Genomic DNA, 11,877 nt, shown 5'->3' on the forward strand with positions numbered 1-11,877 from the left:
CCAGACTGTAAACTCTTATCACAGACATCTAAAACGCTGGATTGGCGGCATATTCCAAGGGGTTGCTACTCGTTACCTACCCCATTATCTGGCCTGGAGACGGGAACTTACAGCGGCAAATAAGTTAACTGCTGGCCGATTGGTTAGCAAAATTGCTGAACATTGGTGCTTCCAACCATTAACGGTAACTTAGCCCACTTCCTCTCTTACACAAAGATCGTGATTTTGATGCTATTGAAAAATACTCTTAACTGATTTGTGTCAATGCTAACCAACATTGAGCTCGAAAAAACGGTGTCAGGTTTTTCATTTTGTATAACCTCTGTCGTAAGGGGAGTGGCATTGGAAAACATACCATCCTTCGACAGGCTTCAGGATGAACGGATTACTTGGTATTTTTCTAACTGCCCCTACCCTCAGTAGTTGGCCATTTGGAATCGAATAATTCATTCCTGGGGACAAGATTCAACGTTTCAATTATGCTCATTTGCTATTTTAAGTATTTGATCCAATAGAGGTGATGAATAACGGTAACCGTGTCGGCTCAACTTCTCTAATAACGGCCTCAGGGCAGATACTCTGCCGTTCTGCTTTAGCTTTAATATAACACCAAGACTGCCAGTAATGGGAATGCCCATTCTTTTTGCGCATCGTCTGCCCGCTTTATCATCTATAAGCAGCAAACCCTGTTGCAGTTGGGCTACCGCGATTGCCTGTGCTTCTCCTGGATCTATCAGTGCTGAAATAGTGCCAAGTTCTGGTGATTGCTGTAAATCTATATCCTGGGTTACTGTCAATAGCTGGGTGCTGATAGCCTGTTTGATCCTCTGTGCGCCGGGAAGGGACAGATTTTGTGTGCACACTCTCTCTACGGTCATTGGTAAGAGTATTTTACTGGCCAGACTGTTCAGCTCAGGCAATAGATTGAGCAGCGCCAAGGCAATGAGTTGGCTGCTGTCAGCAATAATAAGCGGCTTGCTGTGGCTAACCAAGGTTGCTTAATTCCTCGTCTAATTCCTCTGTATCGTAATCGATCAACGTTATGCCGAGATGGCCGAGTTTTTGGATACATTCCTCAAGACTGCATTTTGCCAGTCGAGCAGCTTTTGCCGGTGACAGAATACCCTGTTCATAAAGGTGGGTCGCAAGGTTAGTGTGGACACCTTCTTTCAATAAGTTTTCACTGAAGGGGATACCCACCATAAATGGTCTGTCTCTTTTCGTAAATACACATAAATGACCGGATTCTGCTGCTTTAGTCAGCTCACCGCTACGCTCCCGCAAGTCTCTAATTCCAAACATATGCATAATTGAGCCTGCTTTCTTACTTGAATATATTGTGTACACATAAGGTGGCACATTATTGTTATCGGGCAAGCGATAAGTGGAAAAAAACGGGGTCGTATATCTTGATTCTTGACGTTCAGCCTTCAGCCGAGGCACAAAGGAAAAGCTTTTACTCTTCTCCGTGACGTTATGCTGCCGTAGTCATTTTCTTTCAAGCAAAAGAAAGGATAAGCAAGTTTTTGATATGAGGTTTTAATAGTGGAACCGATAGACCGCAATGGTCAGTTGCTTATCCGTTGCCTGATAAATCAGTCTGTGTTTTTCACTGATACGCTTCGACCAGTACCCTTGCCAGTTTCCTTTTAAGGGTTTGGGCTTTCCGGTTCTGCTGAAAGGCTCTCGAAGCGTTTCAGTAATTAATTTATTAATACGCTTCAGGTATTTTTTATCCTGTTGCTGCCAGTACAGATAATCGCCCCATGCCTTTTGTGACCAACAGAGCAACCTTTGCGAATCACTCATCGAGCAGACCGTTATCTACGGTTTGACCGGCTTTGATCTGTTCAATGGATTTATTCAGGTGCTTTATATTATTCGGGGACGACATCAGGTACAGGTTTTCCATCAGGTTGTTGTAGCTGTCCAAGGACATTACTACAGCGTCCTCCCCTTCGCGACGATGGATAATGGTGTGAGCAGCATCATCGACGACTTGATCCAGCAACCGCTTCAGGTTGTTCCGAGCGTCTGAGTAAGAAATAACGTTCATGGGTTCACCTTTGTTGTACAGTTAAATGTTCAATTAACGGCACAGTTATAGATAGGAACAACGCTGTGTCAAAATGCCCTACTAAAACCGGGATCTTCATGATTATGATCCAGCTACAGACCTTGATAGCCCGGAAGCCATTGAACTGTTTATGGCAGATGCTTTTGAAACGGGGGGTGCCTCTTATATTGCTAAAGCATTAGGTGTGGTTGCCAAAGCTAAAGGTATGGGCGGCATAGCCAAACAAACAGGCCTCACCCGTGAGTAGCTGTACCGTTCATTTAGTGGAGATGGAAATCCGACACTGAAAACTATTTTAACAGTGATGCAGGCACTGGGGCTTGGTATTACTGCGAAGCTTAATTCTTAGGTGTGGGGGATGGGGGATGAGTTGTTTGGGAATAGGGAACAGTTTTGTTCACTTTTAACTCACAACCTACCCCCGCTTTCCCTGATCAAGCCTTTCGGCCAGCCAGGTTTTGACCACCGCCTGCCGGGCAATACCCAGTCTGGATGCCTCGCGATCAAGAGCGGCAATCATCCATTCCGGGAAGTCGATATTAATTCGGCGGGTTTCCAGGCCAGGGCGCTGGGCGCTGGACCAGTCAATATGTTCATCAATGCTGTCGAGGCCTTCATCAAAGGCCTGGTCAAACTCTTTAGCTTTCATAGGCGGCAATCTCTTTGGGTCTTGAGCGGCGCACCGAAATAATTCGGATTTTATCGTTACGGGGCGTAAATACGGCAGTCCAGTGCTTCCCGGTGTATTTGGCAATGAGCAGAAAACGAGGCTCCTCAGAAGTCATGGCCTTGATGACCACTCTGTTTTCATCCTCCCAGAGGCTCTGAGCCTGAGTGAAGTCAATGCCATGCTTTTCCTGGTTGCTGAGACTCTTTGTAAGATCATACTCAAACATTTTTGTTTAGGTGTCTTATATGTATCTACAGGGTATCTTTAATGTAGGTCAATATATACCATATTGCTATTATAGGTATTTTTGATGAGTGCTTATTCATGGTCATCTGCCTGATGAATTGAATAAAGATATTGTGCAGGGCGGCTTCTTGCGTCTTGAATTCAAGGATTTTCACGGCAAACTTTGTGGCTAAGAAAGCGTGAACATTGCTCCTCACTGTTCGATCTTCAAGCCCTTTGGGCATGAAAGTTACTCCCCGAGCTACCCTCTAAAGGTTGCAGCTATATGATGTACGCCCTATATTTATATACGTACATATTTATAGGGTTTTGTTTTATGAGTATGGAGCAGGAACCAGAGCAGAGTGGTCAAGGGGTCACCCTTACCCAGCTTCGCAAGAACATCTATCAACTGGTTGATGAAGTGATCGCCAGTGGTAAGCCATTAACCATTGAGCGAGGTGGAACTCTTTTGAAACTGGGTGTTGTGACCGCGGCGGCATCAAAGCTTGGAAATCTTAAAGTTCGCAATACACTGCTGGCTGATGATTCGGGCACGGTGGATAGCCTTGAGGATGCGATCACCCATCAGTGGGAGCCCGATAATGGTTTTGATTGATACGCATATTGCGGTCTTTCTCCATAGTGGGGATTTGAGCAAGATTTCCCCGCTGGCTCAGGAACAGCTTGAGCAGCATGATATTGTTTTGCCTGAGCTGGCAAGGCTGGAGCTTCAATATTTATATGAGATTGGTCGGATTGCCTACACACCTGCGGAGATAGTGGCTGATTTGTATGGTGATGTGGGGATGATTTGCTCAAAAACGCCAACAGCCGGCCTGGTTCAATCCGCTATCGGTATTCACTGGACGCGGGACGCTTTTGACCGGTTGATTGCAGCAGACGCCATTTTTTGCGATAGCCCGTTGATTACCCGTGACCAACGTATCATTGAGCATTTGCATCTGGCGTTCAGTGCCCGGTGAAAAGAAAACCGGAGTCGTATGTGGTACGCCCCACGATGTAAGGAAGCGTGTTCGACAATGAAAAAACTCAACCCCCCCGTTAATCACCAGTACTGATTTTCTTGTAAATATAACGTAAAAAACCAACATCAAACCTGAAGCAAAAAAGGTGTGAATAACCGTATTTAACATCTTTTTCTGTCGCCTGCCTGATCCTCCAATCCTCTATTTCTCCTGCTGTCATTCTGTGGATAACTCTGTTTTCTGCTGTCTTTTCCAATCAATTACCCATATAAGACCACGGTAAAATACCTGTCCACCCAAGATAATTATGCGAACCTTGTTCGTAAATCATTACAATACAATGGGTTAGGCTTTTAAGCAGTCAGCCGCCTAAAGGGTTGCAATGCCTGTGAATAAGTTTTAGTATGCATAAATAAGTCGTGTATATCCTGTTGATAAGTTGTTTGGGTCTTCAGGTTATGATCGATTTAAAAAATCACAACGAAAAATGAGCAGGAAGCTCAGGCAAGAACAAAAAAAAGAATTGTAATGTACGTAGCGTTTTACAAATCCTACAGCAAGGAGGCATATGAAAGTAACAAGAGATACGGTGTTTACCGCGGCCGAGGCGATACTGGTGCGGGGTGAGAAACCCACTAATGAAAAGGTGCGAAATGAGTTGGGCTCGGGCAGCTTTTCGGATATCGGCCCACACTTTAGGGAGTGGAGGGACAGGCAGTCTAGCCATTCATTAGCCATCATCGATATACCGGAAGACGTGAAGCAAACGAGTACGCGTTCTGGTGAGCTTATGTGGGCAGAAGCCAGCAAAGTCGCCGCTCAACGCGTGGCTTTGGCAGAGGAGCGTGTGGTGCAGATTGAGGCTGATCGTCGGGAAGTGGAAGAGCTTCTGGAAAAAGAAATCAAACGTCTTGAACAACTGCTTGCTAAGCGGGATGCGCAAGTTGTTGATTTGCAGGCTAACGTTTCTGCGAAGGAGGATGCCATCCGGCTTTTGGAGCTGGAGTTATCAAAGCTGAAAGGGCGATCTGAAGCAGCATTAGAGCTACAGTCTCAATTTAAATGGCTGAACGATCATATTGCCAAAGCTGACTCCGGTGAAGATAAAAATGCAGGGCGTTCGTCACCTGATTGAGTTTTGATGAACACTGAGAGCGTAATAGATCGACCTTTTTACAATCGATTTTTGAACCTACCTTGCCTGCTTGTTGTCCGATACATAGGATTGTATTAATGTGGGCAGCTTATCATTTGCCCTGTCCACCAATCTCTGAGCCTATCACCGGCAGCGACCACTTCATGTCCGATTTGAAAGTTAACCTGAGTCAGATTTTTTCTCACACCACCCTGCAGCGTGGGCGGGAGTATTTTCGCAAGAATAAGGTCGACTCTGTCGTGCTGGATAGCGATTCCGACGTTTTATACGGCGAAGTTCGTGGCAGCGGGCGAAAGATCTATGAAGTGGACGTCTTCCTTAATTACTTGTCCAGTGATGAGCCGATCATCGGCGAGTGCAGTTGCCCGGTTGGCCATAACTGCAAACATGCCCTGGCGCTGCTGCTGGCGGGGGAGAAACGGTACGGTGCCAATCGCATCAATAAAATGATGGAAGAGGATGCTAGCCCTGTGGATGCAGGGCCTTCAGAAGTCAGCATTTCACAACTCGATGAACTGAAAAAAATGCTGAAGCAGCAATACGGTAATAAGCTGCCGGTGGATATTGATGCCATCATTGGCGAGGTGCTGGATGTGCCGGCGCCGAAAACACCTCAGGTTCCCTCTGAACATCAGTTAGCCATTCGCTCCCGTGAGCTGGAGCAACAGCGCAACCGCTGGTTAAGCAGTTTAAAAAATGCAGCCAGTCAGCTGGAAGGCAGAGAAAAGAGCGAGTCCGCAAAAAGCAATAATACCAATATCGTGCTCTATGTGCTGGAGGAAAACAGTTATCATGGCGGCATGGTCGTACAAATTTGCCTGTCCCGTTATTTGAAAAACGGGGGCTACGGCAAACCCTCGACATACGGTGGTGCTTATAACTGTTTGCACAACGGTAACTGGCCGGCCAGCATGGCGGAAAACGATCGTCGTATATTGCGCCTGGCCTACATTAATAAGAAGTTGGATGTCTATCAGGGCAAGATCACCCTGAACGGTGAAGATGGTCACGAGCTGCTGGAAAAGGTCATGGCCACTGGCCGTTGCGTGGTGGACCGTGAATTGAAACTCCCCCTGGAGCATCAGCCTGCGATAAAAGGTGAAATTCGCTGGCAGCTGGATGAACAGGGTTTGCAGTTTCCGCAGTTGGTCGCGGCAGACAGCGGGCATCCCCTGATGCTGATTCCATCGGAGCCGCTTTATTATCTGCAGCGTCATCCTGAGTCGTTCCATTGCGGCGATCTGACCGGCTTGCCCGATATTGAATTATTGTCTGTTCTGTTGAAAGCGCCGCCACTGGATGAAGCTGGAGTTGAAGAAACCTCCAAAGCATTGACGACGATCTTCAAAAGCGTGAAAAGCAGTGGTAAAGGTGGTAAGCAATCGAAAAAGCAGACCGTTGCTCTCCCAGAAAAAGTCGCTGTACTCAATGTAATGCCCAAACCCTTGCTTCGCCTCGATAGCATTCCCATGGGCAAAAAAGCCGATGAAGTGCTAGCCCGTGGTCGTGTAAGTTTTGACTACGATGGTCAGATAGTGCCCTTTGGCAGCCATGAACAGACTCTGAAACCGCTCAGTGATACTAACAGCCATCAGGTGATTCCCCGGCAAGCCGGTGCAGAACGCGCAGATCTTGAAATGCTGCCAGAAAGCATCGAGCCGGCCCATGTCAGCCATATGGAGAGGGTGCATCAGATTGCGGATCTGGATGTGTACGATATCGTGATGGGGATGCCCGGTTCCGGTAGCGAGTACCGTAATCGCTGGCTGCGTTTTATGACTAACAGCCTGCCAGAGTTGGAAGAGCATGGCTGGACGGTCACTATAGACGACAATTTCCCATTTCAGTTCGAACCCATAAGCGATACCGATTGGTACGCAGAGCTGGATGAGTCCGACGAATCGGGCAAGAACAATTGGTTTAACCTGCGTCTGGGCATCACCATAGATGGGCAGCATATTGACTTGCTGCCGTTGCTGGCGCGGCAAATCCATCAGTTGCCACCGGTGGATGAACTGAAAGCCATGGATGAAAACAGGTTGGTGCCTGTGACGCTACCCGGCGGGAAGTTTATGCAATTACCTGCCGGCCGTTTAGGGCTTATTGCGGGTACGTTGCTGGAGTTGTTCGGCGATCGTCCACTTAATGAATATCAGCTCCAAAACTACCACGCAGAAATCTGGCAGGAGCTTTACGATAAGTTGGGGTTGCCCTGGTCCGGTGGCGAAAAGCTATTAGCCATTGGCAAAAAGCTGAAACAGTTTAAACGACTTAAGTCCGTTAAACCGGCGAAAACCCTGCAGGCGGATATGCGGGATTACCAGATGCACGGTCTTTCCTGGCTGCAGTTCCTGCGGGAATACGGATTGAACGGTATTCTGGCAGACGACATGGGTCTGGGTAAAACCCTGCAGGCTCTGGCTCATATCCAGCTGGAAAAACAACGGCTTAAAGGCCTCAAAGAAAAAGCTGCGCCGACGATGGTGGTTTGCCCTACCAGTTTGTTGCACAACTGGAGCAATGAGGCGGCACGTTTTACGCCGGATTTAAAAGTGCATACTCACCACGGTAGCAGTCGTGATGCGGAAGAAATCGCCAACTCTGATCTGGTGCTCACCAGCTATGGCGTTATTCAGCGGGATTTTGAACAGCTGTCGAAAATCAATTTTCACCTGTTGATTCTGGATGAGGCCCAAGCCGTGAAAAACCCGAAAGCCAAATCGGCAAAAGCGGTTCGTTGCCTGCAGGCGGAACACAAACTCTGTTTGACCGGCACGCCCATGGAAAACCATCTTGGGGAACTGTGGTCACTGTTTGATTTTCTGATGCCGGGCTTTTTAGGTGCCCACGACCAATTTACCCGTTTTTATCGCACGCCCATTGAACGACAGGGGAATACAGATCAGGCGAAGAAACTGCAAAAACGAGTAGCGCCGTTTATGTTGCGCCGAACGAAAGATCTGGTGGCCAAAGAATTGCCGGCAAAAACCGAAATTATTCGTACTACCGAACTTCACGGTCAACAGCGCGATCTATACGAAACTATTCGCGCCAGCATGGAAGCCAAAGTGAAAAGCGAGATCGAGAAAAAAGGCTTGGCTCGTTCTCAGATTGTGATTCTCGATGCGCTGCTGAAAATGCGTCAGGCCTGTTGCGATCCTTCCTTAGTCAAACTGGAGCAGGCGGCTTCCGTGAAGGACTCTGCCAAGCTGACCCTATTGATGGAGTTGGTAGAACCCATGGTGGAAGAAGGTCGTAAGATTCTGATCTTTTCCCAGTTCACCACTATGTTGTTGCTGATCGAAGAGAAGTTAAAAGCGGCGGGCATCCCCTGGGTGAAACTCACCGGTCAGACACGCAATCGGAAACAGCCTGTGGAGGACTTCCAGAACGGCGATGTGCCCGTCTTCCTGATTAGCCTGAAAGCCGGCGGCACTGGTTTGAACCTTACCGCCGCCGACACCGTGATTCACTACGATCCGTGGTGGAACCCGGCGGCAGAAGATCAGGCCAGCGACCGTGCCCACCGTATTGGTCAGGATAAACCGGTGTTTGTTTATAAGCTGGTAACCGAGGGTACGGTGGAAGAAAAAATCCAGCAGTTGAAGGAGAAGAAAAAAGCCATCGCCGATTCCCTTTATGGCGACAATGCAGGTAAGAAAAAACCGTCTATTACTGCGGACGATTTGAACGTGTTGTTTGAGCCGGTGAAGGCTGGGTAAGTTGAGAATAACAGCCTCCCGTCGGTAATCCCAACGGGATTGCTGATGCTCCACTCGGGTTTTTCTATCGCCAACCCCTGCGGGGTTAACGACGGAGCTTCCATCAGGCATCAGAACAGCCTTCGAGATGGGTACTGTCCGCGAATAGCCTGATTATAATACCCTCCGGCGGAGGCTGCGCTGATCAGGTTGTTGTAAACGGTCTCTGGCACATCGTAATAACGATACACGCTCCCGCTGCGGGTAAACTCAATTTCCAGCATACCAATGACATGGTCGTAGCCGGCAGAGGCCAATGCTGAAGAATCGAGTGTTGTTCGATTTAGAGGCAGGCTTTCAAGATTAAACGCGACTGATCGTATAAAGTTTGTCAAAACCTGTTGACTGGGGTTGCCGCTGGCATAGGTATCCACAAAGCTGTGATTTTTCCAGTCACTGCTTTCGTTGCTGTTTGCAAGGTTGCCTGGCAGTGGGTCGATAATGGCACTGCGAATCACATTGATAACAAGATCATCATTCAGAGTCAGATAACGGGTTATTTTTTGCTGATCTCCTTCGTAATCGAGCGGTGCTCCTACAAAGCTGGCAGGGGTTGCGACCGATACCATTCCCATGACTTTTAATTGGTTAAGGGGCAGGCTGTTGATAGAGTTTTTATAAACCCGTTGCCATGCTTCATTGCCGTAGAAGTTACCTTGAGAGTGAGCAACCAAAAGCACTTTACGGCACCGTTCAATATCTTGTATGTATTGGCTGACGTGTGTTTGCAAGTCTCTGTCAAGTATATAGCTGAAGGACTGATATAAGATGGCTACTTCTGAAAGGGCTTCTCTGAACCAATCTGGAGCCGCTTCGATACCGGCCAGCCAGAGCAGGATAACGCCATAATCTTGCAGTGCTTTTTGCCGGGACACTTCGAGCAGCTGGTCGAAAGGGTTTTCATTATGGTTGATTGCAACTTTATAAGACAAGCGGTATTCAGGCAACTGTCGTTCAGTTAAATACTTTATCATGAGCCTTGATGAATTGGAGTCATCAAGGTTGTTGAACATACCATTTCCAAAATAAATTGAAAGATTAGGAGCGTTGCCAGAACACTCTGCCGCGTAAAGAGAATGAGAGAAACATAAGCAAAGAACAATAATTAATTGTTTCATCATCTATCCTCAAATTGTGGAGTATTGACAGGTTCTTGATTACAGTATTTTTCATAGTCTCCCGGGTCTTCGACGATCATTCCTCCGTAGTAGCTATTGATTTTGTTTCTGGCTTTAAGCCTGTCATAAGTGTTGTATAGCTTTGCCTCTACCCGCTTATACAGCACACGATATCTTGAAAAATCATCTTGAGTATGATGAAAAAAGCAATATTGTGATGCCAGCGCTTGAGGAAGAAGAGCCAGTACTTTTTCTTTGTCATAGGCATGAATCAGTTGTTCCTGTCTGACCATAACCATTTTACTGACAGGCATCATTTTCTCAGTTGGCTCATCCTGAAAAGTTGAAGCAATAAACCGCTGAACATCATCCCGCACCCCATCCTGATCCGAATCAATACCTGCAAGCCCAATCTTTCCCTCCTCGCCAGGTGATGGTGGCATGGCATAATACCAATGACTTTTTTCGCGCAAATCGGGAGACTGGAGACAGTCTTCCAATAAAGCGTGCTCGAAGTGAAAGCGATTTTTGGGAATCAGGCACCGGGTCTGGCCATCCCGGCCTTTATAAACCAGACGTCCCTGCAGCCATTGAATGGGAAACGTTTTAATCAGTGTTCGACCTTTTTTGATCACAGGTATGACGTGTTGTTTGAAGGGCAAGGCCGCCAGCTCGCCTTCCATGCCAATCAATGATCCATCATCGTTTATCCATTCTTGCTGACGATGTTGATCGCAATCGGTCAAAGTGACGATGTAACCTCTCCTGGCCCGATGCCATTGCAATAGCCATTTTGGCAGCGTATCGGCTTGTTTCTTCGGCTTGAAAGCACCGGCCTGCAAGCATTGGCCAGGCATGGTTACGGGTTCAAGGGGGCCTTGTGCCGCCGCGGATGATAGATAGATGCTTGAGAAAAACAGAAGTAAACCGAGGGTGTGTCGCATATCCATTGCGCAGTTCCTGATTTGTCACCTGATTTTAGAAAATCATTGGTGTTTTTAATTGTCAAATACATCTGTTCTGTATAGTGAATTGCGTCGCAAAATCGTTGAGCTCAGTATTTCCCGGATCTATTCCGAACTTTGAGCCATTAATCATGGGGTGAGGGGGAGCGAATCATCAAGTTGTAGTATCATCGTATAATCTACAGCTGCCGTATAATGACGATGACTCAGTTCGACTGGAAACAGGTTCCTTCCCTTGATTCAGGGTTCGTAGACTACTGCCGTATACCTTCTATGAAAGTTCGCCTGATTATTGCGGAAGCCGAAATGAAAAAGCTGCAGGAAGAACTTCGAGCTCGCAAGCAATGGACGATGACTGATGCTAATCAGCGTAAGATTGCAGCAATAGAAACGCATCTGAAGTTTATTGAAAGGGATTATACGGTGAATGAACCGGCATGATGTCTTTGAGAAGACGGAACAGGTAGCTATCGTGTGGGATAGCCCATAACAGTCATTGCTTAGAGCTGATTCTATAACTACCCTGATTGCATTCGTATAAACGAGAAAATACTCGGCAGGTTGTAGCATGTCTCACCAAATCAGCCTTGATGCTTACCTGATTCATGAAAGAGCATCATTAGGCTCTCGAAATGAGTACATAGAAGGCTATTTGATCCCAGTGGATGTTGGGACTACCCAGCACGGTAAAATGATCACCAATATAGCTCGCCTTCTAGGAGGCTGTCGGACTTGAAAGTAAAAACCGGAGATGGGCCGCAATAAAGTCAAAAATCACAGAATCCAGTCTGGAAGTGCTGTTTATGTCGTCAGTCTCTTTTGCCCAAATATCCAAATGCATGCGACAAATAACCTGTAAGCTGAAATAAACTGCATAAAAATGATACTTTCCTGAAGATCTTTCAGCATCAGCGTA

Annotated in this window: 14 protein-coding genes and 2 pseudogenes; 8 read left to right on the forward strand and 8 right to left on the reverse strand. The window is 47.1% G+C overall.

The genetic code is table 11. From position 1 onward, the window contains the following. Nucleotides 1-193 (forward strand): annotated as a pseudogene (locus AKL11_RS25940) (IS1595-like element ISEnu2 family transposase); the annotation flags it as partial. 280 nt (nt 194-473) lie between these two features. Here the strand turns inward: AKL11_RS25940 and AKL11_RS11655 are convergent. From AKL11_RS11655 to AKL11_RS11670, 4 genes are all read right to left on the reverse strand, one after another. Further along, a complete protein-coding gene (locus AKL11_RS11655) occupies nt 474-992 on the reverse strand; it encodes a PIN domain-containing protein (RefSeq protein WP_067517581.1) in 519 nt (172 codons plus the stop codon). Continuing rightward, a complete protein-coding gene (locus AKL11_RS11660) occupies nt 985-1,308 on the reverse strand; it encodes a UPF0175 family protein (RefSeq protein WP_067517583.1) in 324 nt (107 codons plus the stop codon). The genes AKL11_RS11655 and AKL11_RS11660 overlap by 8 nt, the downstream gene beginning before the upstream one ends. A gap of 231 nt (nt 1,309-1,539) precedes the next feature. After that, entirely contained in the window at nt 1,540-1,809 is a 270-nt protein-coding gene (locus AKL11_RS11665; RefSeq protein WP_067517586.1) for a Txe/YoeB family addiction module toxin, read from the reverse strand. Continuing rightward, a complete protein-coding gene (locus AKL11_RS11670) occupies nt 1,802-2,056 on the reverse strand; it encodes a type II toxin-antitoxin system Phd/YefM family antitoxin (protein ID WP_067517588.1) in 255 nt (84 codons plus the stop codon). Before AKL11_RS11670 ends, AKL11_RS11665 begins: the two co-directional genes overlap by 8 nt. Before the next feature lie 106 nt (nt 2,057-2,162). Here AKL11_RS11670 and AKL11_RS25945 point away from each other — a divergent pair. Further along, nucleotides 2,163-2,324, forward strand: a pseudogene (locus AKL11_RS25945) (addiction module antidote protein); the annotation flags it as partial. Between the two features lie 168 nt (nt 2,325-2,492). On the opposite strand, the gene brnA reads toward AKL11_RS25945, so the two are convergent. Continuing rightward, the gene (gene brnA / locus AKL11_RS11680; RefSeq protein ID WP_067517590.1) at nt 2,493-2,726 is read right to left on the reverse strand and encodes a type II toxin-antitoxin system BrnA family antitoxin; all 234 of its coding nucleotides are present in this window, start codon (nt 2,724-2,726) and stop codon (nt 2,493-2,495) included. After that, nucleotides 2,716-2,973 carry a BrnT family toxin gene (locus AKL11_RS11685; protein ID WP_067517592.1) on the reverse strand — a complete coding sequence of 86 codons (258 nt, stop codon included), beginning with the start codon at nt 2,971-2,973 and terminating at the stop codon, nt 2,716-2,718. The genes brnA and AKL11_RS11685 overlap by 11 nt, the downstream gene beginning before the upstream one ends. 336 nt (nt 2,974-3,309) lie before the next feature. Between AKL11_RS11685 and AKL11_RS11695 the strand changes: the two genes are divergently transcribed. The 4 genes from AKL11_RS11695 to AKL11_RS11710 all read left to right on the forward strand — a co-directional run bounded on the left by AKL11_RS11695 (nt 3,310) and on the right by AKL11_RS11710 (nt 8,839). Continuing rightward, nucleotides 3,310-3,591 (forward strand): type II toxin-antitoxin system Phd/YefM family antitoxin, encoded by a 282-nt coding sequence (locus AKL11_RS11695; RefSeq protein ID WP_067517596.1) that lies wholly within the window; start codon nt 3,310-3,312, stop codon nt 3,589-3,591. Beyond that, nucleotides 3,578-3,958: a type II toxin-antitoxin system VapC family toxin gene (locus tag AKL11_RS11700; RefSeq protein ID WP_067517598.1), complete on the forward strand. Its 381-nt coding sequence runs from the start codon at nt 3,578-3,580 to the stop codon at nt 3,956-3,958. Before AKL11_RS11695 ends, AKL11_RS11700 begins: the two co-directional genes overlap by 14 nt. A gap of 571 nt (nt 3,959-4,529) precedes the next feature. Beyond that, nucleotides 4,530-5,096, forward strand: coding sequence for a DNA-binding protein (locus tag AKL11_RS11705; protein WP_067517600.1), 567 nt, complete (start codon nt 4,530-4,532; stop codon nt 5,094-5,096). Between the two features lie 98 nt (nt 5,097-5,194). After that, complete coding sequence (locus AKL11_RS11710) at nt 5,195-8,839, forward strand: DEAD/DEAH box helicase (protein WP_067583935.1); 3,645 nt, start codon at nt 5,195-5,197, stop codon at nt 8,837-8,839. 110 nt (nt 8,840-8,949) lie between these two features. Here the strand turns inward: AKL11_RS11710 and AKL11_RS25950 are convergent, their stop codons facing one another. Both AKL11_RS25950 and AKL11_RS11720 read right to left on the reverse strand, forming a co-directional pair. Then, nucleotides 8,950-9,891: a KTSC domain-containing protein gene (locus AKL11_RS25950; RefSeq protein WP_216636797.1), complete on the reverse strand. Its 942-nt coding sequence runs from the start codon at nt 9,889-9,891 to the stop codon at nt 8,950-8,952. Nucleotides 9,892-9,995: 104 nt separating this feature from the next. Continuing rightward, a complete protein-coding gene (locus AKL11_RS11720) occupies nt 9,996-10,946 on the reverse strand; it encodes a hypothetical protein (RefSeq protein WP_067517604.1) in 951 nt (316 codons plus the stop codon). A 210-nt stretch (nt 10,947-11,156) separates the two neighbouring features. On the opposite strand from AKL11_RS11720, the gene AKL11_RS11725 reads away from it, so the two are divergent. Next, nucleotides 11,157-11,402 (forward strand): hypothetical protein, encoded by a 246-nt coding sequence (locus AKL11_RS11725; protein WP_067517606.1) that lies wholly within the window; start codon nt 11,157-11,159, stop codon nt 11,400-11,402. A gap of 127 nt (nt 11,403-11,529) precedes the next feature. Beyond that, complete coding sequence (locus AKL11_RS25155; protein WP_157673528.1) at nt 11,530-11,697, forward strand: hypothetical protein; 168 nt, start codon at nt 11,530-11,532, stop codon at nt 11,695-11,697. Nucleotides 11,698-11,877 lie beyond the last annotated feature (180 nt).

The sequence above is a fragment of the Endozoicomonas ascidiicola genome (genome assembly GCF_001646945.1).
Taxonomy (GTDB): Bacteria; Pseudomonadota; Gammaproteobacteria; order Pseudomonadales; family Endozoicomonadaceae; genus Endozoicomonas; species Endozoicomonas ascidiicola.

Coding starts and splice junctions, on each gene's coding strand:
- AKL11_RS11660 (WP_067517583.1), bottom strand. CDS start 1,308: ATGCATATGTTTGGAATTAGAGACTTGCGGGAGCGTAGCGGTGAGCTG.
- AKL11_RS11665 (WP_067517586.1), bottom strand. CDS start 1,809: ATGAGTGATTCGCAAAGGTTGCTCTGTTGGTCACAAAAGGCATGGGGC.
- AKL11_RS11670 (WP_067517588.1), bottom strand. CDS start 2,056: ATGAACGTTATTTCTTACTCAGACGCTCGGAACAACCTGAAGCGGTTG.
- brnA (WP_067517590.1), bottom strand. CDS start 2,726: ATGAAAGCTAAAGAGTTTGACCAGGCCTTTGATGAAGGCCTCGACAGC.
- AKL11_RS11685 (WP_067517592.1), bottom strand. CDS start 2,973: ATGTTTGAGTATGATCTTACAAAGAGTCTCAGCAACCAGGAAAAGCAT.
- AKL11_RS11695 (WP_067517596.1), top strand. CDS start 3,310: ATGAGTATGGAGCAGGAACCAGAGCAGAGTGGTCAAGGGGTCACCCTT.
- AKL11_RS11700 (WP_067517598.1), top strand. CDS start 3,578: ATGGTTTTGATTGATACGCATATTGCGGTCTTTCTCCATAGTGGGGAT.
- AKL11_RS11705 (WP_067517600.1), top strand. CDS start 4,530: ATGAAAGTAACAAGAGATACGGTGTTTACCGCGGCCGAGGCGATACTG.
- AKL11_RS11710 (WP_067583935.1), top strand. CDS start 5,195: ATGTGGGCAGCTTATCATTTGCCCTGTCCACCAATCTCTGAGCCTATC.
- AKL11_RS25950 (WP_216636797.1), bottom strand. CDS start 9,891: ATGTTCAACAACCTTGATGACTCCAATTCATCAAGGCTCATGATAAAG.
- AKL11_RS11720 (WP_067517604.1), bottom strand. CDS start 10,946: ATGGATATGCGACACACCCTCGGTTTACTTCTGTTTTTCTCAAGCATC.
- AKL11_RS11725 (WP_067517606.1), top strand. CDS start 11,157: ATGACGATGACTCAGTTCGACTGGAAACAGGTTCCTTCCCTTGATTCA.
- AKL11_RS25155 (WP_157673528.1), top strand. CDS start 11,530: ATGTCTCACCAAATCAGCCTTGATGCTTACCTGATTCATGAAAGAGCA.